Genomic DNA, 22,175 nt, shown 5'->3' with positions numbered 1-22,175 from the left:
ATCTGAAGCGGCCCGGTTAGCGTGCGATCGTGCTGGTACGCTTGATCTTGTTCTGCAACTGCATGATGCCGTACAGCAAGGCTTCAGCGGTTGGAGGACAGCCAGGCACATATACGTCGACGGGCACGATGCGGTCGCAACCGCGCACCACGGAGTAGGAGTAATGGTAGTACCCGCCGCCATTGGCGCAGGAACCCATCGAGATGACCCAGCGTGGCTCTGCCATCTGGTCGTAGACCTTGCGCAAGGCCGGCGCCATCTTGTTGCACAGGGTGCCGGCAACGATCATGACGTCGGACTGACGCGGCGACGGACGAAACACGACGCCGAAACGGTCCATATCGTAGCGGGCTGCGCCCACATGCATCATTTCGACCGCACAGCAGGCCAGACCGAACGTCATCGGGAACATAGACCCGGTGCGCGCCCAGTTGATCAGCTTGTCGGCCGAGGTGGTGATGAAACCTTCGCTTAATACGCCTTCAATAGCCATGGCTTATTCCCAGTCAAGGGCACCTTTCTTCCAAATGTACCAAAATCCGACCACGAATTCAGCGATGAACACCATCATCGTGACGAAACCGGCCCAGCCCAGGTCGCGCATTGCAACGCCCCATGGGAAAAAGAATGCCGTTTCCAGATCGAACAAAATAAACAGGATTGCGACCAGATAGTAGCGCACATCAAATTTCATGCGCGCGTCTTCGAATGCTTCAAAGCCACATTCGTACGGGGAGAGTTTTGCTGCGTCAGGCTTGTGAGGGCCTAACAGGCGTCCCAGGAGCTGGGGAGCGATACCGACACCAAGGCCGATAATAATGAACAGCAGGACGGGGAAGTAATTTTCGAGGTTCACGATTGATAAGCTTATATTGAACGATCGGTTAAATGAGGACACTGCGATCATTTGCAGCGTATCTAACGCACGACCCCAATCAAAGCTAAGACCAGGATCGAACGACACATCCTCGTAAAAAAAGCCAGCAACTTTGTACGAGCCATGGCTCGTGCGCCGTTGCTGGCTTCTGATTTCTGGTGCCGACGACGAGACTCGAACTCGTACAGCTTGCGCCACTACCCCCTCAAGATAGCGTGTCTACCAATTTCACCACGTCGGCGGTAAGGCCCGTATTCTACTCTGCTTTGCCGCTAAAGTTAATGCACAAATGCATCAAAACATAGATAAAAACGATAAATTTTTACATCTTCCAGCGCGCCACGATTTTTTCCTGCCGCACTGCTAAAACATTGAGCAATAATCTGCTCGTAATGAGAATTACTCTCGATGAGGTATCGAATTAATACAGAATTACTTCGGAATCGCGCCGGCAGGAGTGCTGGCAACCGGTGCCGCCGCTGCCGGAGCGCTGGCCGCTGGTGCCGCCGGGGCTGCTGGTACCGTCGTCGGGATCGCGCCCGCGCCGGTGACCGGCACTGGCTTGACGACTTTATCCATCACGCCGCCGCCCACCGTGGTGGCGCGCTGATTGGCCATCAGCGACAGGGCCAGGGTGGCGCCGAAGAAGATCGCGGCGGCAACGCCCGTCGATTTCGACATGAAGTTCGACGAACCCGTCGCACCGAACAGGCTGCCCGAGGCGCCCGAACCGAAGGCGGCACCCATGTCGGCACCCTTGCCGTGCTGCAACAACACCAGCGCGATAATCGACAATGCCGAAATAACCTGTACTACCACTACCAGATTGAACATCATGTTCATTGCAATTCCATTCTTAGTTTAAAGTAATTCAATCAGCGGCGTGAATAATCGCCAGGAAATCCGCCGCCTTCAATGCTGCTCCACCGATCAGACCGCCATCGATATCCGGCATCGCCATCAATTCTTTTGCGTTCTCTGGCTTCATGCTGCCACCGTACAGGATTTGCACGCCGGCGGCCGCTACCGCATTCTTTGCCGCCAGCTCGCCGCGCAATACCTGATGCACGTCCTGCGCCATTTGCGGCGTGGCTGTCTTGCCCGTGCCGATGGCCCAGACTGGCTCATAGGCCAGCACCAGTTTCGCCACGTCGTCGTTGCCAATGGCCGCCAGTACGGCGCCCAGCTGCTGCGCCACCACGGCATTGGTCTGGCCCGCTTCGCGCTGCGCCAGGGTTTCGCCGATGCAGACGATAGGCGTGATGCCTGCCGCCAGCGCGGCAACCGTCTTGGCCGCCACCTGCGCATCGCTCTCGCCGTGGTAGGCGCGGCGCTCGGAATGCCCGATCACCACATAGCTGCAGCCAAAATCCTGCAGCATGGCAGTCGAGATTTCTCCCGTGTAGGCGCCACTGGCCTGCGCGGACACATCCTGCGCGCCCCAGCCAAGAGCCGAGCCTGCCAATTGCGCCTGGCACTGCGCCAGATACGGCGCGGGCACACAGACGGCGCTGGCGGCGCCAGAGGCAGTCAGGCCCGCCACTATTTCAGACAATAACACCGCGTTCGAGGTGCGACTGCCGTTCATTTTCCAATTTCCGACGACGAGTTTGCGACGCATAGTAGCCTAAATTCTAATAACCCGTCATTCTAACTCCGGCACCGATGCCGGTCAAACAGGCAGTGCCCCGTTTCAGGCAACTTGCAACATGATCTTGCCCACATGCGTGCTCGCTTCCATCAAGGCATGCGCCTCGTTGGCTTTTTCCAACGGGAAAGTTTGATAGATCACAGGCTTGATCTTGCCCGCTTCGATCAGGGGCCAGACGGTGGTGCGCAGGTGGTTGGCGATGGCCGCCTTGAAGGCGACGGGACGGGGGCGCAGGGTCGAGCCGCTGACGCTCAGGCGGCGGCGCAGCACTTGCCCCAGGTCCAGGGTGGCCTTGCTGCCACCCTGCACGGCGATCAGGCCGATGCGCCCATCGTCGGCCAGGCAATCGATTTCGCGCGGCAAGTAGTCGCCGCCCACCATGTCGAGGATGACGTCGACACCGCGGCCAGCGGTCAATTCCTTGACGACAGCGACGAAATCTTCCGTGCGGTAATTGATGCCCCGTTCGGCGCCCAGCGCCTCGCAGGCGCGCGCCTTCTCGTCGCTGCCCGCCGTGGCGAACACGCGGTGGCCGAGCGCGGCCGCCAATTGAATGGCCGCCACGCCGATGCCGGACGTGCCGCCCTGCACCAATAACGTTTCGCCGTCAAGCAGCGCGCAGCGGTCGAAGACATTGCTCCACACGGTAAAGAAGTTTTCCGGCAGGGACGCACCCTCCAGCGCCGTCAAGCCTTGCGGCAAGGGCAGGCACTGGCCGGCGGGGGCGGCGCAGTATTCGGCATAGCCGCCGCCCTGCACCAGCGCGCAGACCAGGTCGCCTTTTTTGAATTCAGTGTTACTAAAGTCGCCATCGACGACTTCGCCCGCCACTTCCAGGCCAGGCAAGTCCGACGCGCCGGCGGGCGGCGCGTACTTGCCCAGGCGCTGCAGCACGTCAGGGCGGTTGATGCCGGCCGCGTGCACCTTGATCAGCAGTTCGCCCGCTTTATATTGCGGCATGGGACGTTCGGCGATCTGTAAAACGTCGGCGGGACCTGGCTGGCTGATGGCAACTGCACGCATGGCGGGACTCTTTCAAGGGAAAACGGCGATTGTACGCCAAGCCGCCAGCCCTTGCAGAGTGCCACCTCCCCCGTCAGGCACCACCCGTCTTCGACTGGCGCGGCAGCGGCGTGCCCGGCTTCCATTTCGCCGACAGGGCCTGCCCTTCCTCGACCTGCTCATGCGTCATCTTGCGCACTACGGCGGCGCGCTGGTCGGCCGCATTCGCGTTGCCATTGGCCGCCGCCAGGTTCCACAGCATGTAGGCGATGACGTTGTCCTGCGGCACGCCACCCATGTGGTAGCGGTACATCAGGCCCAGCACCTGCTGCGCCTCGGCATGGTTCTGCTCGGCAGCCTTGCGGAACCAGCCCACTGCCTGTTTATGATCCTGCAGCACGGCGTTGCCCGTGTAATACATGGCGCCCACCACATACTGGGCGTCGGCCTTGCCCTGCTCGGCCGCTTTGCGGTGCCAGAACATGGCTTGCTTGTAATCCTGCGGCAAGCCGCGTCCCATGTAATACATCAAGCCCAGCAAATGCTGGGCATCGGCGTTTCCGGTCTTGGCAAGGGGCAATATTTCCTTGTAAGCCTGCGCGTAATTCTTGTTGTTGTAGGCGCTGGCGCCTTCGGCGAAGCCAGCCCGCGCGGGTAGCTGTATCGTCAACAGCATGAGTAAGGTAATGATCAGTTTTTTCATCGGAATGGGATGTGGTCTGACTACTTATTCTTGTCCTGCCAATAACGGCTGCGGCAGGATGCTTTTATTTCCAGCTAACTTTGCCCAGGCCCTCGACGCTGACATCGCGGTTGACCGGCTTGCCATACACCACCACCGAACCGAGGCCGCTCAAGTTCAGCTTGGCATTCGTATGGGCATTCACCGTGGCATTGCCGAGGCCGCTCAATTCCAGGTTGACGGCATCGGCTTCGAATTGCTGCGCATTCAGGCTGCCCAGACCGCCCAGGCTGGCCTTCAAGATGCGCCCGCGCCCGCCCAGCACCACCGAGCCGGCGCCCTGCAAATCCAGCTCGGCACGCTCATTGTTGCCTATCCAGAGCTGCATGCTGCCTACGCCGCCCAGGCTGGCATTGAGCTTGCGGTAGTCGCCCACCAGCTTGATGCTGCCCGCCCCTTCCAGAGACAGGGTCAGTTCCTCGCCCTTGAAACCCGTGATGTCCGTGCTGCCAAAGCCTTCCGAGCTCAGTTCGCGCAAGTTCGGCAAGACCAGGTCGGCGCGGATCGCCGAAGGACCGATCTTGAAGCCGCGCACTTCCGTTTCGATATGCAGGGTATCGCCGCTTTGCGCCGTGCTGACATCGGCGATGTAGCGCTTGTCGGCCGTGATGCTCAAGGACGCCACGTTGCCCTGGCGAATGCGCACCTCCATCACGCCATCGAGCTTGACGCGCACCACGCGGGCATCGACGTTGCGCATTTCCAGCAAACGGGTCTCGGCGGCCGCGCCGCGCACCAGGCCCAGTGTCGCCAGGAACAGCAGCGCCAGTTGCAGTGTCTTTTTCATGTAGTACATCCTCGGTATCTTGTTTTTATGTGTCGCGGCGCCTCGCGGGGTTACCGCGCATTGCCATTGGCTAGCACTGTAGCAGCGCCGAAAACTGCTGACAATCAATTAAGCGAAACGGGCTTTTCCCGTGGCAGTCAGGCGCTTGGCCTTGACCACCACCACATGCATGGCAGCCTTGCCCGCTGGCGCGGCCAGAGTAGCCGTGGAGCTGGCCACTTGCAGGGCCGGAGCGGCCGGGGCGATGGCGTAGCAGCTGGCGCCGAGCACGATGGCGGCGGCAACGGCGATGACTTCCATGTTTTTAGCGACGTTCATTTGAATCTCCTCGGGTGTCTGGCAGTGGGCTTGCGGTATGGTGTCACTATAGCCATACCGCCCCCGGCCGACACGCCGATTGCGACGAACTGCGCTTTTGGCAGGCTGGCCTGACAAAAACGCGGATAAACGTTCATTTACTGCACAGCGATTAAAACTCTTCCCACTCGTCGGCGCCGGACTTGGCTGCCTTGACCGGCTTGGCCGGCGACAGCGCACGGGCCGACGCACGCGGCGCTGGCGCTGCCGGCCTGGCCTTGAGGCGCGTCACGGGCGCAGGCGCCGCGCCAGCACCTGCATCACCGAGGCGGAACATGCCGACCGCCTGCGCCAGGTCCACCGCCTGCTCCTGCAGGCTTTCCGCGGCAGCGGCGGCTTGCTCGACGAGGGCCGCGTTTTGCTGCGTCATGGTATCCATGTGCGTGACGGCCGTATTGATCTCGCCGATGCCGGCGCTCTGTTCGCGGCTGGCCACGGTGATCTCGCTCATGATGGTCGTCAATTGCTGCACCGAGGCCACCACCTGATCCATGGTCTGGCCCGCCTCATCGACGAGGCGCCCGCCCGCATCCACTTTTTCCACCGAATCGCCGATCAATGCCTTGATTTCCTTCGCCGCGCCAGCGGACCGTTGCGCCAGGTTGCGCACTTCGGACGCCACCACGGCAAAGCCCCTGCCCTGCTCGCCCGCGCGCGCCGCCTCGACGGCCGCGTTCAGGGCCAGGATATTGGTCTGGAAAGCGATGCCGTCGATCACGCCGATGATGTCGACGATCTTGCGCGAGCTTTCCTGGATGCCAGCCATGGTGCCGACCACCTGCTGCACCACGCGGCCGCCCTTGGCCGCCACTTCCGAGGCGGACACGGCCAGCTCATTGGCTGCATGCGCGTTTTCCGCATTCTGCTTGACGGTCGACGTCAGCTCATCCATCGAACTGGCCGTTTCTTCCAGCGCGCCCGCCTGCGCTTCCGTGCGCGACGACAGGTCGGCATTACCAGCGGCAATATCGGCCGATTCGCTGCGCACCAGGGTGCTGATGCTGCGGATCTGCACCAGCACGGTGGCAATCTTTTCGACGAACAAGTTAAACGCCTTGGCGATCTGCGCCAGCTCGTCCGAACCTTGCGCGTCGAGGCGGCTGGTCAGGTCGCCGTCGCCCGTGGCGATCGCTTCCATCGCATCGCGCACCAGACCCAGACGGCGCAAGGCACGCGCTACCAGCGCACTCAATACCGTGGCAGCCAGGGCCAGCACCAGCAATGCCGTCAGGGCCGAGGCGCGCAGCATGGAGCTCAGGGCCTGCGTCGCTTCTGCGCGGTCGAGCACGGTCGCCAGCAGCCAGTCGCTGCCCGGCACTTTACTTACATGCAAGATACCGTCACGCTCGCCCAGGCGAATGGCGGCGCCGTCGCCGCTCTTTTCAATATTACCCAGTGCCTGCGCGCTCAAGCCCGGGTCCAGCTCGGCCAGCGGCTTCAGGGTCAGCTTGCCATCCGGGTGGGCGATGATCTTGCCGCCGCCATCGACGAGGAAGGCGTAGCTGGACGCAGTCGGTTTGATCGAAGCGACGTTTTGCACCACGGCATCCATCATCACGTCAGCCGCCAGCACGCCCGTCACGCTGCCCTTGCCGCCCAGCGGCTCGGCAAACGTCACCACCAGCTTGCCCGTGCTGGCGCCGATATACGGCGCCGTGATGACGGGGCCGCCCGCTTCGGACGCCAGCTTGTACCAGGGCCGCGCCGTGGGATCGTAGTCGGCGGCGCGCTTGCGCTCCTGCGAAAAGACGGCGTGCTTGTCGGCAAAGCCGATATACGCCATGTCAAACGTGCCGGCCTGTTCGGCCGCCTTCAGGGCTGGCAGCGGATCGGCCGCCGTGGCGCCCTGCTTGAGCGAGCCCACGACAGCCTGCTTGGAACGCAGCCATTCGGCAATCGCCTGCGCGTGGCTGTGCGACAGCTGCAGCATCTGCGTGTCGAGCGCGGCCAGGGTGCTGGAGCGCGTAGTGAAGAAATTGGCGATGGCGACGGCCAGCATGGCCAGCACGACGATGGAAACGGCGATGGCGATCAGCCGCGCCTTAAGGGAGGACAACATGGTGCATCCAATAAAAAAGAGAAAATCGGGAGGGATGCGCCATGGTCGATGAATAAGATTTTGTCGTCAAGCAATACCGACAGTCAATTACCCATAAACAACAATTGATACCAAATATTAACTACATCTCAGCTACGTCTCGCCGCGCAGCTTGCGCAGGGCCGGCGACTCACCGCCCGTCGCCTCGATGCGGAAGCGGGCAAATGCCTGTTCCAGCTCGGGATAGCGGCACAGACCGCCTTCGGTAAAGTAGCGCCCGCCGGGGATGTCGCCCCATGCCAGGGGCGCGCTCAAGGCGCCGCCACCGGCCAGGGCCAGCAGCGGCTCGACCGCGCTGCGCAGGTCGTCCACTTCCGCATCGACGGGCGCCAGGCGCGCCAGCAACTGTTCCAGTTCGGCGGCATGGGCTTGCAAACGCTGTTGATCCATCAACTCTCCTCAATTCCTGATCGTGCCGATCAGCACGGGGGCCGACCACAGGCTGCGGTTGGGCAATAGATACTGTTGCGCGCCGCCACGGCGCCGCACCAGCCCGCCCAGCTCTTCTGTCGGCGCCACCTGGCTGACAAACACGTTGACGGTGCCCTTGGGCAGTATTTGATATACATCATACAGCGGCGCCTCGCTCTTCAAGGGCAAGCCGAAACAGTCGGCCAGGGTCACGCAGCGACCTGAGGCCAGCTGCAATTGCGCGCTGGTGGTGAAATACGGCGAGTACGGCGACACATTCTGGCCATGCGGCACGATCTTCACCAGCGCCGCCGACATGGCTTGCAGGTCGGGCAAGGTGCTGCCGGAAGCGAGCTGTTCTACTGCCCGCGCATAGATGGTCTCGGCCGGGGCGGCGGGATCGGCGGCGCGCAGTTCGCGCAGAAATTGCTGGCCCGGCGCGCTACCCAGGTAGGGATCGATCACCTCGCGCTGCAAGCCCGCCGTCTTGAAGGTGCTGAGGTCATTGATTTCGCGCGCATGCACGGCGCGCAAGGCCTCGAGGTCTTGCGCCGGCATGGCCGCGGATGCGGCGGCAACGGGAATCGGTAGCGGCACCGGCGTGGGCGCATTGTCCAGCTGTGCCCGGACACCGGGCGCGACGGCAAGCAGAAAGGCGGCGGCCAACCCGCAGAATATGCGCATGCTGCAGCTCCTTGGAAGGCTCGGTCAGGGGAAGATCCTCTCCCGAATCTACAGAGAACGGCGGCAGCCAATGTGAGCTGGATCAAGGCCAGCGCAGACAGGCGGGCAAGTCGCCCCCCACCTTCGATACAGCGCAAACAAGACGTAAAAAAACCGCCAGGGCTTGCGCGCTGGCGGTTTTTCAGCATGCGGACCAAGCCGCATTCAAGCTAACTTAAGCGGCTGGCGCTTCGTTGCCTTCAGCAGCTTTCATCGACAGCTTCAGACGGCCACGGTCATCCGTTTCCAGCACTTTGACGCGCACCAGCTGGCCTTCTTTCAGGTAATCGGCCACGGCGTTGACGCGCTCGTTGGCGATCTGCGAGATGTGCAGCAAGCCGTCCTTGCCTGGCATGACTTGCACGATGGCGCCGAAGTCCAGCAGTTTCAGCACGGTGCCTTCGTAGGTCTTGCCCACTTCGACGGAAGCGGTCAGTTCTTCGATGCGGCGCTTGGCTTCCTGGCCGGCGGCAGCGTCGACGGAAGCGATGGTGACCACGCCTTCGTCGCTGATGTCGATCTGGGTGCCCGTCTCTTCGGTCAGCGCGCGAATCACGGCGCCGCCCTTGCCGATCACGTCACGGATTTTTTCCGGGTTGATCTTGATGGTGATCAAACGCGGTGCGAAATCGGACAGTTCGGTTTTGACGTGCGGCATGGCTTTTTGCATTTCGCCCAGGATGTGCTCGCGGCCTTCCTTGGCTTGCGCCAGTGCCACTTGCATGATTTCCTTGGTGATGCCCATGATCTTGATGTCCATCTGCAGCGCCGTGATACCGTTGCGCGTACCGGCTACCTTGAAGTCCATGTCGCCCAGGTGATCTTCGTCGCCCAGGATGTCGGACAGCACGGCAAACTTGCCGCCTTCCTTGATCAGACCCATGGCGATACCGGCCACGTGTTCTTTCATCGGCACGCCCGCGTCCATCAGCGCCAGGCAGCCGCCGCAGACCGATGCCATCGACGAGGAACCGTTCGATTCCGTGATTTCCGAGACCAGGCGCACCGAGTAGCTGAACTCTTCAGCTGCTGGCAGGGCGGCGATCAGCGCGCGCTTGGCCAGGCGGCCGTGGCCGATTTCGCGGCGTTTAGGCGTACCGACACGGCCCGTTTCGCCAGTGGCGAACGGAGGCATGTTGTAATGCAGCATGAACGAATCGGTGAACTCGCCCATCAGCGCGTCGATCTTCTGGCTGTCGCGGGCGGTACCCAGGGTAGCGACGACCAGCGCTTGCGTTTCGCCGCGCGTGAACAGGGCCGAACCGTGGGTGCGTGGCAGCACGCTGGTGCGGATCGAGATAGGACGCACGGTGCGCGTATCGCGGCCGTCGATGCGTGGCTCGCCGTCCAGGATTTGCGTACGCACGATTTTCGCTTCGATGTCGAACAGGATGTTGTTCACTTCCGCGCTGTCGATGGACGCGCCACCGTTGGCGGCAGCTTCAGCCGACAGGTCGGCGATCACTTCCGACGTCGCTGCTTTCAGCTTGGCCGTACGCTCTTGCTTGTCCTTGGTTTGATACGCATCATTGATCTTGGCGTTGGCGAAATGCGCGACGCGGGCGATCAGTGCTTCGTTTTTCGGCGCAGGCGCCCATTCCACTTCCGGCTTGCCGCCGTCACGCACCAGGTCGTGAATGGCGTCGATGACGACTTTCATCTGGTCGTGGCCGAAGACCACGGCGCCCAGCATGATTTCTTCGGACAGCTGTTTCGCTTCCGATTCGACCATCAGCACTGCCGTTTCGGTACCGGCGACCACCAGGTCCATTTCCGACGTTTTCAGCTGCTGGACGGTCGGGTTCAGGATGTACTGGCCATTCGCGTAACCGACGCGCGCAGCGCCGATCGGGCCGCTGAAAGGCACACCCGATACGCACAGGGCAGCCGATGCGCCGATCATGGCGGCGATGTCCGGATCGATTTCAGGGTTGACCGACAACACGTGAATGATGACTTGCACTTCATTCAGGTAGCCTTCCGGGAACAGCGGACGGATAGGACGGTCGATCAAACGGGATGTCAGTGTTTCTTTTTCGGAAGGACGGCCTTCGCGCTTGAAAAAACCGCCCGGGATTTTACCGGCAGCATAGGTTTTTTCAACATAATCAACCGTCAAAGGGAAGAAATCCTGGCCTGGCTTGGCATCTTTGCGTGCCACCACCGTTGCCAGAACGACGGTATCTTCGATCGACACCAGCACTGCGCCGGATGCCTGACGTGCGATTTCGCCGGTTTCCAGGGTCACTTGGTGTTGACCGTACTGGAAGGTTTTCGTAACTTTGTTAAACATGGGGTATCCCTTTTCTAATTGCCGACAGATTTTCAGGGGCTGTCGTTCACCTCACCACAGGCGGTGGAAAAACCGTTGCCGCCTTTACTACTTTACTTTTAAAACATGATATCGGTAAGAGAATACTTTACTTACAGACATAAATCCGGAATTCAAATGACAAAATGCCCGCGTCAGCGAACTGGCGCAGGCATTTCTGTATAAACCTTGTACGGCAAAAATTACTTGCGCAGACCAAGTTTAGCGATCAGGTCGCGATAACGGGTAGCGTCTTTAGCCTTCAGGTAGGACAACAGGCTCTTACGACGGTTGACCATCATGATCAGGCCGCGGCGCGAGTGGTGATCTTTGGAGTGGGCTTTGAAGTGGCCGTTCAGTTCGTTGATGCGAGCTGTCAGCAGTGCAACTTGCACTTCAGGGGAGCCGGTGTCGTTTTGACCACGTGCGTTGTCCGCGATGATAGCGGCTTTGTTGATGTTTTCTACTGTCATGATAAACCTTTCACATGCGGTGCACAGAGTCTGAACCCTATCCACCGTGAACTACGATTATTAAAATACTGGCCTATGCTGCCAACCAGACGCGCAAGTATATCGGAAAAATGCCCGCCTGTATCCTGTCGTGCGGGCTTTTCTCGGCGCATGATAGGATTTTCCTGCTTTTCAGGAGCTCAGACATGAAAAAACTGCTCAAATTGGCAACACCGCTACTGTTTGCCGTGCTGGCGGGCTGCGCCAGCTGGAACGTCCCGCCGCCCCAGGCGGGCGAGCCGCGCGCCGCCGTGGAAGCGCGCCTGGGCCGTCCCACGGCCATCTACTCATTGCCCATGGGCCTGGAACTGGAATACGCGACGGGGCCGTACGGCCAATACACGTATATGGCCCGCTTCGGCCCCGACGACAAGTTAATTTCCTACGAGCAAGTGCTCGACACGCCAGGCTTTGCCCGGATCAAGGTGGGCGTGTCGACGCAGCAGGACGTGCTGCACCTGTTGGGCCGCCCGACGGAAAAATCCTACCTGTCGCTACCGAAACTAGTCGTCTGGTCTTACCGCTACAAGGAATCGGGCGTGTGGGATTCCATGATGCACGTGCACTTCGACCACGACGGCATCGTGCGCATGATGATGAACGGCCCCGATCCGGCCAAGGAAGAGCGGCGCTTTTTCTGGTGAATAGCGTCTTGCACCAAAACTAGCGCCTATCCCAAATGCAAATTCTGGGGTCAGACCCGGCGGGTCTGACCCCGGCTTATGGCTGCGGGTCGATCCGCTCATCCTTGGCGTGCAATTTGTTGAGCGCCGACAAATACGCCTTGGCCGACGCGACGATGATGTCCGGGTCGGCACCCACACCATTGACGATGCGCCCGTCGCGCGACAGTCGCATCGTCACTTCGCCCTGCGACTGCGTGCCCGTGCTGATGGCATTGACGGAGAACAAGACCAGCTCCGCGCCGCTGGCGGCCGCGCTTTCGATGGCGTTGACGGTGGCGTCGACGGGACCGTCGCCCTGCCCTTCGCAGCTGCGCTGCACGCCGCCGACGAGAAACTCCACGCGCGCGTGCGGCACCGCGCCCGTCGTCGACTGCTGCGTCAGGGAAATGAAACGGTAGTGCTCACTCTCCTGCGCCTGCTGTTCTTCGCTGACGAGGGCCATGATGTCTTCGTCGAAAATCTCGGATTTCCGGTCCGCCAGCTCCTTGAAGCGGAGAAAAGCCGCGTTGACTTCCGCCTCCGATTCGAGCGCGATGCCCAGCTCGTGCAGCCGCTGCTTGAAGGCATTGCGGCCCGACAGTTTACCGAGGACGATCTTGTTGGCGGTCCAGCCCACGTCTTCGGCGCGCATGATTTCATACGTCTCGCGCGCCTTTAAAATGCCGTCCTGGTGGATGCCGGAGGCGTGCGCAAAGGCGTTCGCGCCGACGACGGCCTTGTTCGGCTGCACGGCAAAGCCCGTAATTTGCGACACCATTTTGGAGGCCGCCACGATTTGCGTCGTGTCGATGCCGACCGTCAAGTTGTAATAGGCGGCGCGCGTGCGCAGCGCCATCACCACTTCTTCCAGCGCCGTGTTGCCGGCCCGCTCGCCGAGGCCATTGACGGTGCACTCGATCTGCCGCGCGCCGCCGATCATGACGCCGGCCAGCGAATTGGCCACGGCCAGGCCCAGGTCATTATGACAATGCACGGACCAGATGGCTTTATCGGAGTTAGGGATGCGTTCGCGCAAGCGCTTGATGGTATTGCCGAAGATCTCAGGCACGGCGTAGCCCACCGTGTCGGGGAAATTGATGGTGGTGGCACCCTCGGCGATCACCGCTTCCAGCACACGGCAGAGAAAATCCTCGTCGGAGCGGCTGCCGTCTTCGGGGCTGAATTCGATGTCGTCCGTGAACTGGCGCGCGTAGCGCACGGCGTTCTGCGCCTGCAGCAAGACTTGCTCGGGCGTCATGCGCAGCTTCATCTGCATGTGCAGGGGCGACGTGGCGATGAACGTGTGGATGCGCTTGCGCTCGGCAGGCGCCAGGGCTTCGGCGGCGCGGGCGATATCGCGGTCGTTGGCGCGCGACAGCGAGCAGATGGTGGACTCGCGCACGGCGCCGGCGATCGCCCGTATCGACTCGAAGTCGCCTTGCGAGGCGGCGGCGAAGCCCGCCTCGATCACGTCGACCTTCATGCGTTCGAGCTGCTTGGCGATGCGCAGCTTTTCCTCGCGCGTCATGGAGGCGCCCGGCGATTGCTCGCCGTCGCGCAAGGTGGTGTCAAAAATGATGAGTCGGTTGCTGGTGTTCATGGCTGCTCCTGGCTGGCTGAAGACTGGCGATGCGACCGACTCAGCGCATCAATGCTCGGGGTCGGTCTGGATGATGCTGACGGGCTTGCCCTTCGCCATGCGCCAGAAAAACACGGCGTAGCCGGACAGGCCATACACGACGAAAATCGGGAACAGCACCTTCGGCGGGTCGATGGAAATGAGCGCAAAGAACAGTGCCAGCAGGAATACCACGATGAAAGGCACGGACTTGCGGAAATTCACATCCTTGAAACTGTAGAACGGCACGTTGGTGACCATGGTCAGGCCGGCAAACAGGGCGATCGTCCACGATACCCAGGCCAGCTGGTTGCCGGCAAATTCCAGGTCGTTCATCAGCAGGATGAAGCCGGCCACCATGGCCGCCGCCGCCGGGCTGGGCAAGCCCTGGAAGAAGCGTTTGTCGACCACGGCAATGTTCGTGTTGAAGCGGGCCAGGCGCAAGGCGGCGCCGGCGCAATACACGAAGGCTGCCAGCCAGCCCAGTTTTCCCATGCCGCGCAGCGACCATTCGTAGATCACCAGCGCCGGTGCGGCGCCGAACGACACCATGTCGGACAGGCTGTCGTACTGGGCGCCGAATTCGCTCTGCGTATTCGTCAGGCGCGCGATGCGGCCGTCGAGGCCGTCGAGGATCATGGCGATGAAAATGGCCCATGCCGCATGTTCGAATTTCTGGTTCATGGCCATGACGATGGCGTAGAAGCCGCAAAACAGGGCTGCCGTCGTGAAGGCGTTCGGCAACAGATAAATGCCGCGGCGGCGCAAGGTTTTCTTGCCAGTGCCATCGGTCACCGGCTGGCGCACGAATTTGCTGAAGCGGGACGCTTTGGAGACTGCGGGAGTGCCGTTCTTGCCTCTACGACGGGGGAAGTTTGCCATGTTGTTCCATATCTTGTGTACTGCGGGGGATTCGGTGCCAGATGGCAAGCGCATTCGTCTCGCGGCATGCGCCTGCCGATGTTGCCATTATAGAGGAGCCACCGCCAAAGAAAAGCGCGACGGCGTCAAGCTGACAATATTGACGCCGATACTATCCTATTTGAACTTGATCTTCGCCACCAGACCCATGTTCAGGGTCGTTTCACCCGCCTCAAAGCTCGGTTCGGCCACCTGGTTGCCGCCATAAGCGATGGAGTCGGCGCTCATGGCGCGTGCACCAGCCATGTTGGCGCGCTGCGCGTAGTTGCCCGAACCTTCGAAATCGATGGTGTCGATCACGGCGTCATTGACATTGCGGCCCATGGCGCCGGCGATGGCGGCCACGCGCTCATTGAGGTTCTTGTAGGCGGCGGCGATGCGCTGGTCATCGAGCTTGCGGATGGTGGCGGGCGCCAGGCCGAAGTTCAGACGGTTCAGGGTCAGCACGCCTTGCGCCGCAGAAACCGTTTTCGGCAAGGCGGCCAGATTCGTCGTCGTCACCTGCAAGTATTGGCCCACGCGCCAGCCAGTCGGCACTCTCGGCTTGGCGACGGTGCCTGGCGGCAAGGGCGCCGTTTCCGGGTACACGGCATACGTGTAATAGCCCTGGGTTTTCAGCACGGCTTGCGGATCGGCTTTCTTGACGATGGCCGCGCCCTGGTTCATCTTCTGGTTCACGCGCGAGGCGGCGGCCGCCTTGTCCTTGTCCTGCTCTTCGATGGCCAGGGTGACGGTCACTTGGTCGTTCGCATGCACCACTTCGCCATTCGCGGGCACCACCACGAGGGTGCCTGAAGTGGGCAAGGCCTGGGCTTGTGCGCCCAGGGCAACGGTAGCGGCGGCGGCAGCCAGCATAGCTTTCATGACGGTCATGGTGTTCTCCTGGAAATAATGGGGCAAAAACAAGCATGGGGCCAACAGCCCCATGATTTTTTAAAACATGCTAACGCGGAAATATTTCCACGCTGGCGAACTGACTTGCGCTTACTTGAACTTGACCTTGCCGACGACACGCATGTCGAGCGTCGTTTCGCCCGGCTCGAAGCTCGGTTCGGCGACAGTGCTGTCTTCGGCCATCTTGGCGCTGCGCATCATCATCGGCGCAGCGGCAGGACGGCTTTCCGTGGCGTAGTTGCCCGAACCTTCGAAGTCCACCGTATCGAGCACGGCGTCGGACACATTGCGGCCCATGGCCTTGGCGATGGCGGCCACGCGCTCGTTCAGGTTTTTATACGTGGCGGCGATGCGCTGGTCGTCCAGCAGGCGGATGGTTTCCGGTTTCAGGCCGAAATTCAAGCCATTCAAGGTCAGCACGCCTTGCGCCGCCGACACGGTTTTTGGCAGGGACGCCAGATTGGCCGTCGTCACTTCCAGGTACTGGCCGACTCTCCAGGCCGTTGGCAAACGCGGCTTGGCAACGGCGCCAGCCGGCAATGGGCGCTCTTCCGGGTACACGGGATAGGTGTAGTAGCCGTACGATTTGAGTGCCGCCGACGGGTCGGCCTGCTTGACGATGGCGATGCCCTTGTTCATCTTCTGGTTGACTCTCGACGCGGCGGCAGCCTTGTCCTTGTCCTGTTCTTCGATGGCCAGGGTAGCGACCACCTGGTCATTGACATGCTTGACTTCGCCAAATGCGGGGACGACCACCAGGGTGCCGGAAGTTGGCAAGGTTTGCGCTTGTGCGCTCAAGGCAATGGTGGCTGCGGCGGCAACAAGGACGGATTTCATCACGGTCATGGGGGTACTCCTAGCTAGTTAATGTGGCTGACAGCCCGCGAAAGGGAAGCTTTTGCCACCCTTTCGCCTGAGAAACTTGTCAAACTGTGTAGATTCTAACGCCTCATTCATTCCCGTGGCGCAAATTAACAAATCGTCACAAAATGCGTCTGCCAGTCACATCTGCTCACATTTCAATACACTGTCATCATAAATAACAATGTTATTAGTGACCTACGACCGCGCCGCCGCTGCGCCGGCCCGGCTTGAAACTGTGGCGGTGTGCGCGCCAGGCGATGGTCAATGCCACCAGCAGCAAGGCCAGCATGGCCCATGGGAACGAGGCCGCGCCATAGCCGTCGAGCAGCATGCCGCCCGCCACGCCGCCGCCCGCGATGGCCACGTTCCAGATGGTCGCCACCATCGCCTGCGCCACATCCATGCCATCGCCGGCCGCGTCCGCCGACGCCGTCTGCAGCAGGGTGCCGGCGCCGCCGAAGGTGACACCCCAGATGGCCATGCTGACATAGATGACGATGGGGGAGTCCATCGCCAGCCCCAGCGCGACCATCACCAGGGCAAAGGCGGCGATGCAGCCCAGCACGAGCGGGCGCAGCCAGCGGTCGATCAGCTGACTGACCAGCCAGATGCCGGCCAGCGAACCCACGCCATACACGAGCAGCACCAGGTCGATGCGGGGGCGCAAGCCGGACGGCGCCAGGAACGGCGCGATATAGGTATACAGAATGTTATGCGCCAGCATCCAGGCGACGATCACTGCCAGAATCGGCCGCACGCCCGGCGTCACGAACACCTGGCGGATCGACAGGCGTTCGCCACGCTTTTGCCCCGGATAATCGGGCACGACCAGCAATACCCACGCGACCAGCACCACGGCCAGGCCGGACATGATACCAAAGATGCTGCGCCAGCCCAGCACGCCGCCCATCAGGGTACCCAGCGGCACGCCCAGCGACAGGGCCAGCGGCGTGCCGATCATGGCAATGGCCATCGCCCTGCCCTGCTGTTCGGGACGCACCATGCGGCGCGCATAGCCTGCCATCAAGCCCCATGCCAGCCCGGCGGCCATGCCCGTCACGAAGCGCGCGACCAGGGCGACCATATAGTTGGGCGCCAGGGCCGTCGCCGTATTGAAGATCAGGAAGCCGATGATGGCTAGCAGCAAGACATTGCGCCGGCGCCAGGTGCTGGTGAGCGCCGTCAGGGGAATCGCCGTCAATATGGAACCGATGGCGTAGACGGTCACCAGCTGGCCCGTCATGACTTCGGAAATGCCGAGGCCCTGGGCGATCTGCGGCAGCAAGCCGGCCGGCAAGGTTTCCGACAGAAGGGCAAGAAACGCCGTCATGGCCAGGGCCAGCAAGGCCAGGACGGGAAGCCGTTCGGAAATGGAAGATTCAGCAGTGCCCGGCATGGGTACTGTGGCGGTAATGCGGTCGGTCATAGGGGTCCTTCAGGTTGCCAAGCGGCTGATCAATTAGCGCCTGGCGTGCGACAAAAGCGGTGATGCGCGTTGCGGTCGGCAGATACCGAAACAGATGCAGTCCATGAGAAACTGCAAAGGAAGGGCGGGATTATATAGGAGACGGGCGAAAAGCGTGCGCACCAAAACAGCCGTGTTAAACCAGCCGTGCTCAAGCTGGCGTCATGCAGGCATCATTGGCCGCCTTGCGTGGCGAAAACCAGGCATTCGATTTCGGACTGAACAGGAACGCGCAGATGACGGCGAACGTGAGCGCACCAGGCAAGACGTTCATCTTCAGCGGCACGGTCGCCAGGTTGAGCGCAATGTCGATCACGCCCCACACCAGATAAACAGTGCGCGCGCCACGCTGCCTTTGCAGCATGGCCAGCGCTGCCACCAGGGTAATGCCCAGGCTGGCGAGCAACATCGCGTATTGCACATCGGCGGGAATCACGCTGTGCCCCATTCCGGCCAGCATGGCGGGATCGTTGCGGCCGAGGTAAGCCGACACCAGCGATGACAGCGAGCCGATGACCAGAAACCAGCAGCTGATGGCAAGCGAGACGGGGCGCTTGACCACATGAAGATTGCCGACAAAAACTTTAGAAAAAACAAGCATGGTGCTCACGGTATGGTTGAATGGCCCTGATTGTAATAAAAAAAGCCGGCTTGCGCCGGCTTCTTCGTGGAACGACTGCTGCCTAAGTAACCCCCAATAAATTATTGTGATTTCTGACTTCCATAACCGGCGCTCTGCGGCGTTGCCCGCTGCTAGCAGTGCTCGCACTGCGTCGCAACGGGCGCCTTGCATAGCATCCGGTTCTGTTCGTCATAATTTCACAATAATTTCCTGAGGATTACTTAGTTCTTCGACTGGTCAACCATCTTGTTCTTGGCGATCCAAGGCATCATGGCGCGCAGTTTGGCGCCCACTTCTTCGATCGGGTGCTCGGACGTCAGACGGCGGCGCGAGATCAGGGTCGGTGCGCCTGCCTTGTTTTCCAGGATGAAGCTCTTCGCGTATTCGCCCGTTTGAATGTCTTTCAGGCATTGACGCATCGCATCCTTCGTGGCCGAGGTCACAACTTTAGGACCGGTCACATATTCGCCGTATTCGGCGTTGTTCGAGATCGAGTAGTTCATGTTGGCGATGCCGCCTTCATAGATCAGGTCGACGATCAGTTTCAGTTCGTGCAAGCACTCGAAGTACGCCATTTCAGGCGCGTAGCCCGCTTCCGTCAGGGTTTCAAAGCCGGCCTTGATCAGTTCCACGGCACCGCCGCACAACACGGCTTGTTCGCCGAACAAGTCGGTTTCGGTTTCTTCACGGAAGTTCGTTTCGATGATGCCGGCACGACCGCCGCCATTGGCCGAGGCGTACGACAGGGCGATATCGCGGGCGATGCCCGATTTGTCCTGGTACACGGCGATCAGGTGGGGCACGCCGCCACCCTGGGTGTAGGTGGCGCGCACGGTGTGGCCCGGGGCTTTCGGCGCGACCATGATCACGTCCAGGTCGGCGCGTGGCACGACTTGGCCATAATGCACGTTGAAGCCGTGGGCGAAGGCCAGTACGGCGCCCTGCTTGGCGAACGGGGCGATGTTTTCATTGTAGACCTGGGCGATGTTTTCATCTGGCAGCAAGATCATGATGACGTCGGCTGCTTTCACGGCGTCGTTGACTTCCGCTACTTTCAGGCCCGCTTGCTCGACCTTGGTCCACGAAGCGCCACCCTTGCGCAGGCCGACGGTGACGTTGACGCCCGAATCGTTCAGGTTTTGTGCGTGCGCGTGGCCTTGCGAACCGTAGCCGATGATGGCAACGTTTTTGCCTTTGATCAAGGAGAGGTCAGCGTCTTTGTCGTAAAAAACTTTCATGGTATTTCCTATAATTTGATGATGCGTTGTTGTTTTAAATGCGGCCCGTGGGCCGCGTAGAGCTGCTGTGGGCTTTTATACTTTGAGGATGCGTTCGCCGCGGCCGATGCCGGAACCACCCGTACGGACGGTTTCCAGGATGGCGGCGCGGTCGATCGAATCGATGAACGCGTCGAGCTTGACCTTGTTGCCGGTCAGTTCGATCGTGTACGTCTTTTCGGTGACATCGATGATGCGGCCACGGAAGATATCGGCGGTGCGCTTCATTTCCTCGCGCTCCTTGCCCACGGCACGCACCTTGATCAGCATCAACTCGCGTTCGATATGCTGGCCTTCGGTCAGGTCCACCACCTTCACCACTTCGATGAGGCGGTTCAAGTGCTTGGTGATCTGCTCGATGATGTCGTCCGAGCCGCTGGTGACGATGGTCATGCGCGACAGGGTCGAGTCTTCCGTCGGCGCCACGGTCAAGGTTTCGATGTTGTAGCCGCGTGCCGAGAACAGGCCCACCACGCGCGACAGGGCACCCGCTTCGTTTTCCAGCAAGACAGAAATAATATGGCGCATGATTAGAGGTCCTCCGAGCCGAGCATCATTTCGGACAGGCCTTTGCCGGCTTTCACCATGGGCCACACGTTTTCGGACTGGTCGGTAATGAAGTTCATGAATACCAGCCTGTCTTTCATGCCAAATGCCTCTTTCAGGGCGCCGTCGACGTCGCCCGGTTTTTCAATTTTCATGCCCACGTGGCCATAGGCTTCAGCCAGCCTTTCGAAATCGGGCAGCGAATCCATGTACGACTCGGAATAGCGCGAACCGTAATCGATTTCCTGCCACTGGCGCACCATGCCGAGGAAACGGTTGTTGAGCATGATGATCTTCGGCGTCAAATGATACTGCTTGCACGTGGCGAGTTCCTGGATGCACATCTGGATCGAGCCTTCGCCCGTGATGCAGGCAACGGTGGCGTCCGGATTGGCCATCTGCACGCCCATGGCGTACGGCAAGCCGACACCCATGGTGCCCAGGCCGCCGGAATTGATCCAGCGGCGCGGCTTGTCGAAGCCATAATATTGCGCCGCCCACATCTGGTGCTGGCCTACGTCGGACGTGATGAAAGCGTCGCCCTTGGTGATCTGGAAGACTTTTTCCACCACCGATTGCGGCTTGATGACCAGGTCGGAGGTCGGGTATTTCAGGCATTCGCGGCCACGCCATTCGGCGATCTGCTTCCACCAGTTGCTCAAGGCATTGACGTTCGGCTTGGCTTCGGCCGCGTCCAGTTGCGCCAGGAATTCGATCAGCACATCCTTGACGTTGCCGACGATGGGGATGTCGACCTTGACGCGCTTGGAGATCGACGATGGATCGATGTCCACGTGGATGATCTTGCGCGGATGCGAGGCGAAATGCTTCGGGTTGCCGATCACGCGGTCATCGAAACGGGCGCCGATGGCGATCAGCACGTCGCAATTCTGCATCGCCATGTTCGCTTCATAGGTGCCGTGCATGCCGGGCATGCCGACATACTGCTCGCTCGAGGCGCGGTAGCCGCCCAGGCCCATCAAGGTGTTGGTGCAAGGGAAACCCAGGCGGTCGACCAGCTTGTTCAGCTCGGGCGCCGCATTCGCCAGGATCACGCCGCCGCCCGTGTAGATCATCGGACGTTCGGCTTGCAGCAGCAGCTGCACGGCCTTGCGGATCTGACCCGAGTGGCCCTTGTCGACGGGACGGTAGGAACGCATCTCGACTTCCTTCGGATAGTCGAAATGGCATTTGTGCATGCTGATATCCTTGGGGATATCGACCAGCACGGGTCCCGGACGGCCGGTACGGGCGATAAAGAAGGCTTTCTTGATCGTTGCTGCCAGATCCTTGACGTCCTTGACGAGGAAGTTGTGCTTGACCACGGGGCGGGTGATGCCGACCGTGTCGCATTCCTGGAACGCATCCTGGCCGATGGCGTGGCTCGGCACCTGGCCGGAGATCACCACCATGGGAATCGAGTCCATGTAGGCAGTAGACAGGCCCGTGACGGCATTCGTGACGCCCGGACCGGACGTGACGATGGCGACACCGACTTTGTTCGAGCTGCGCGAATAGGCATCGGCGGCGTGGATCGCGGCCTGCTCGTGGCGTACCAGGATATGCTGGAATTTGTTTTGCTGGAAGATGGCGTCGTAGATGTAGAGTACGGCTCCGCCCGGGTATCCAAAGACGTGCTCGACGCCCTCTTCAGCCAGACAGCGCACGACAATTTCTGCGCCGGTAATTGGTCCTGCTGCTGCTTCGGTATTCATGAAACATTCCTTTCAAGGTCCATTGGAGATTGATCGGATGTTCTTTCCTGACGAAGTTCGCCGTGCGCGACAGTGCTCCTGCTTCCCTTTTCATGCGGTCACGACATTTCTTTGGGC

General features: G+C 60.7%; 23 protein-coding genes and 1 tRNA gene. 1 reads left to right on the top strand and 23 read right to left on the bottom strand.

Going from position 1 to position 22,175, the window contains the following annotated elements; all coding sequences use genetic code 11:
* Positions 1-16 precede the first annotated feature (16 nt).
* The 14 genes from ACQ4WL_RS01025 to rpsO all read right to left on the bottom strand — a co-directional run bounded on the left by ACQ4WL_RS01025 (position 17) and on the right by rpsO (position 11,432).
* Positions 17-493, bottom strand: coding sequence for a NuoB/complex I 20 kDa subunit family protein (locus ACQ4WL_RS01025; protein WP_010399733.1), 477 nt, complete (start codon positions 491-493; stop codon positions 17-19).
* 3 nt (positions 494-496) lie between these two features.
* Positions 497-856: an NADH-quinone oxidoreductase subunit A gene (locus ACQ4WL_RS01020; protein ID WP_071076971.1), complete on the bottom strand. Its 360-nt coding sequence runs from the start codon at positions 854-856 to the stop codon at positions 497-499.
* Positions 857-1,033: 177 nt separating this feature from the next.
* Positions 1,034-1,118: transfer RNA gene (locus ACQ4WL_RS01015), tRNA-Leu, on the bottom strand.
* Between the two features lie 191 nt (positions 1,119-1,309).
* Positions 1,310-1,720: a preprotein translocase subunit SecG gene (secG, locus tag ACQ4WL_RS01010; protein WP_070255615.1), complete on the bottom strand. Its 411-nt coding sequence runs from the start codon at positions 1,718-1,720 to the stop codon at positions 1,310-1,312.
* Between the two features lie 28 nt (positions 1,721-1,748).
* Positions 1,749-2,498 carry a triose-phosphate isomerase gene (gene tpiA, locus ACQ4WL_RS01005; protein ID WP_436507521.1) on the bottom strand — a complete coding sequence of 250 codons (750 nt, stop codon included), beginning with the start codon at positions 2,496-2,498 and terminating at the stop codon, positions 1,749-1,751.
* A 72-nt stretch (positions 2,499-2,570) separates the two neighbouring features.
* Positions 2,571-3,551 carry an NAD(P)H-quinone oxidoreductase gene (locus ACQ4WL_RS01000; protein ID WP_436507520.1) on the bottom strand — a complete coding sequence of 327 codons (981 nt, stop codon included), beginning with the start codon at positions 3,549-3,551 and terminating at the stop codon, positions 2,571-2,573.
* A 73-nt stretch (positions 3,552-3,624) separates the two neighbouring features.
* Positions 3,625-4,233 carry a tetratricopeptide repeat protein gene (locus ACQ4WL_RS00995; RefSeq protein ID WP_436507518.1) on the bottom strand — a complete coding sequence of 203 codons (609 nt, stop codon included), beginning with the start codon at positions 4,231-4,233 and terminating at the stop codon, positions 3,625-3,627.
* 64 nt (positions 4,234-4,297) lie between these two features.
* Positions 4,298-5,059, bottom strand: a complete 762-nt coding sequence (locus ACQ4WL_RS00990) for a GIN domain-containing protein (protein ID WP_436507517.1) — start codon at positions 5,057-5,059, stop codon at positions 4,298-4,300.
* Between the two features lie 108 nt (positions 5,060-5,167).
* On the bottom strand, positions 5,168-5,377 hold the full coding sequence (locus ACQ4WL_RS00985) for a hypothetical protein (RefSeq protein ID WP_436507516.1): 210 nt from the start codon (positions 5,375-5,377) through the stop codon (positions 5,168-5,170).
* Positions 5,378-5,528: 151 nt separating this feature from the next.
* Complete coding sequence (locus ACQ4WL_RS00980; RefSeq protein WP_436507515.1) at positions 5,529-7,475, bottom strand: methyl-accepting chemotaxis protein; 1,947 nt, start codon at positions 7,473-7,475, stop codon at positions 5,529-5,531.
* Between the two features lie 132 nt (positions 7,476-7,607).
* The gene (locus ACQ4WL_RS00975; RefSeq protein ID WP_436507514.1) at positions 7,608-7,904 is read right to left on the bottom strand and encodes a hypothetical protein; all 297 of its coding nucleotides are present in this window, start codon (positions 7,902-7,904) and stop codon (positions 7,608-7,610) included.
* 9 nt (positions 7,905-7,913) lie between these two features.
* Positions 7,914-8,609 carry a hypothetical protein gene (locus ACQ4WL_RS00970; RefSeq protein ID WP_436507513.1) on the bottom strand — a complete coding sequence of 232 codons (696 nt, stop codon included), beginning with the start codon at positions 8,607-8,609 and terminating at the stop codon, positions 7,914-7,916.
* Positions 8,610-8,823: 214 nt separating this feature from the next.
* Entirely contained in the window at positions 8,824-10,941 is a 2,118-nt protein-coding gene (gene pnp, locus ACQ4WL_RS00965) for a polyribonucleotide nucleotidyltransferase (protein ID WP_071076349.1), read from the bottom strand.
* 221 nt (positions 10,942-11,162) lie between these two features.
* On the bottom strand, positions 11,163-11,432 hold the full coding sequence (gene rpsO / locus ACQ4WL_RS00960; protein WP_010399743.1) for a 30S ribosomal protein S15: 270 nt from the start codon (positions 11,430-11,432) through the stop codon (positions 11,163-11,165).
* A gap of 185 nt (positions 11,433-11,617) precedes the next feature.
* Between rpsO and bamE the strand changes: the two genes are divergently transcribed.
* The gene (gene bamE / locus ACQ4WL_RS00955) at positions 11,618-12,115 is read left to right on the top strand and encodes an outer membrane protein assembly factor BamE domain-containing protein (RefSeq protein WP_436507512.1); all 498 of its coding nucleotides are present in this window, start codon (positions 11,618-11,620) and stop codon (positions 12,113-12,115) included.
* Between the two features lie 76 nt (positions 12,116-12,191).
* On the opposite strand, the gene ACQ4WL_RS00950 is transcribed toward bamE, so the two are convergent.
* The 9 genes from ACQ4WL_RS00950 to ACQ4WL_RS00910 all read right to left on the bottom strand — a co-directional run bounded on the left by ACQ4WL_RS00950 (position 12,192) and on the right by ACQ4WL_RS00910 (position 22,058).
* Positions 12,192-13,736, bottom strand: coding sequence for a 2-isopropylmalate synthase (locus ACQ4WL_RS00950; protein ID WP_436507511.1), 1,545 nt, complete (start codon positions 13,734-13,736; stop codon positions 12,192-12,194).
* Positions 13,737-13,784: 48 nt separating this feature from the next.
* The gene (pssA, locus tag ACQ4WL_RS00945) at positions 13,785-14,636 is read right to left on the bottom strand and encodes a CDP-diacylglycerol--serine O-phosphatidyltransferase (protein WP_436507509.1); all 852 of its coding nucleotides are present in this window, start codon (positions 14,634-14,636) and stop codon (positions 13,785-13,787) included.
* Between the two features lie 156 nt (positions 14,637-14,792).
* Entirely contained in the window at positions 14,793-15,548 is a 756-nt protein-coding gene (locus ACQ4WL_RS00940) for an SIMPL domain-containing protein (RefSeq protein ID WP_436507508.1), read from the bottom strand.
* A 111-nt stretch (positions 15,549-15,659) separates the two neighbouring features.
* Positions 15,660-16,415: an SIMPL domain-containing protein gene (locus ACQ4WL_RS00935; protein WP_436507507.1), complete on the bottom strand. Its 756-nt coding sequence runs from the start codon at positions 16,413-16,415 to the stop codon at positions 15,660-15,662.
* Between the two features lie 205 nt (positions 16,416-16,620).
* Positions 16,621-17,859 (bottom strand): MFS transporter, encoded by a 1,239-nt coding sequence (locus ACQ4WL_RS00930; protein ID WP_436507506.1) that lies wholly within the window; start codon positions 17,857-17,859, stop codon positions 16,621-16,623.
* A 190-nt stretch (positions 17,860-18,049) separates the two neighbouring features.
* Entirely contained in the window at positions 18,050-18,691 is a 642-nt protein-coding gene (locus ACQ4WL_RS00925) for a hypothetical protein (RefSeq protein WP_436507505.1), read from the bottom strand.
* Positions 18,692-18,741: 50 nt separating this feature from the next.
* Positions 18,742-19,758: a ketol-acid reductoisomerase gene (gene ilvC, locus ACQ4WL_RS00920; protein WP_096236700.1), complete on the bottom strand. Its 1,017-nt coding sequence runs from the start codon at positions 19,756-19,758 to the stop codon at positions 18,742-18,744.
* 75 nt (positions 19,759-19,833) lie between these two features.
* On the bottom strand, positions 19,834-20,325 hold the full coding sequence (gene ilvN, locus ACQ4WL_RS00915) for an acetolactate synthase small subunit (protein ID WP_010399754.1): 492 nt from the start codon (positions 20,323-20,325) through the stop codon (positions 19,834-19,836).
* Between the two features lie 2 nt (positions 20,326-20,327).
* Complete coding sequence (locus ACQ4WL_RS00910; RefSeq protein ID WP_100873806.1) at positions 20,328-22,058, bottom strand: acetolactate synthase 3 catalytic subunit; 1,731 nt, start codon at positions 22,056-22,058, stop codon at positions 20,328-20,330.
* Positions 22,059-22,175 lie beyond the last annotated feature (117 nt).

Source organism: Janthinobacterium kochi (genome assembly GCF_051380715.1).
In the GTDB taxonomy this organism is placed as follows: Bacteria; Pseudomonadota; Gammaproteobacteria; order Burkholderiales; family Burkholderiaceae_D; genus Janthinobacterium.
Note: the sequence above shows the minus strand (reverse complement) of the source record. Positions and strands in the feature narration are given on the sequence as shown.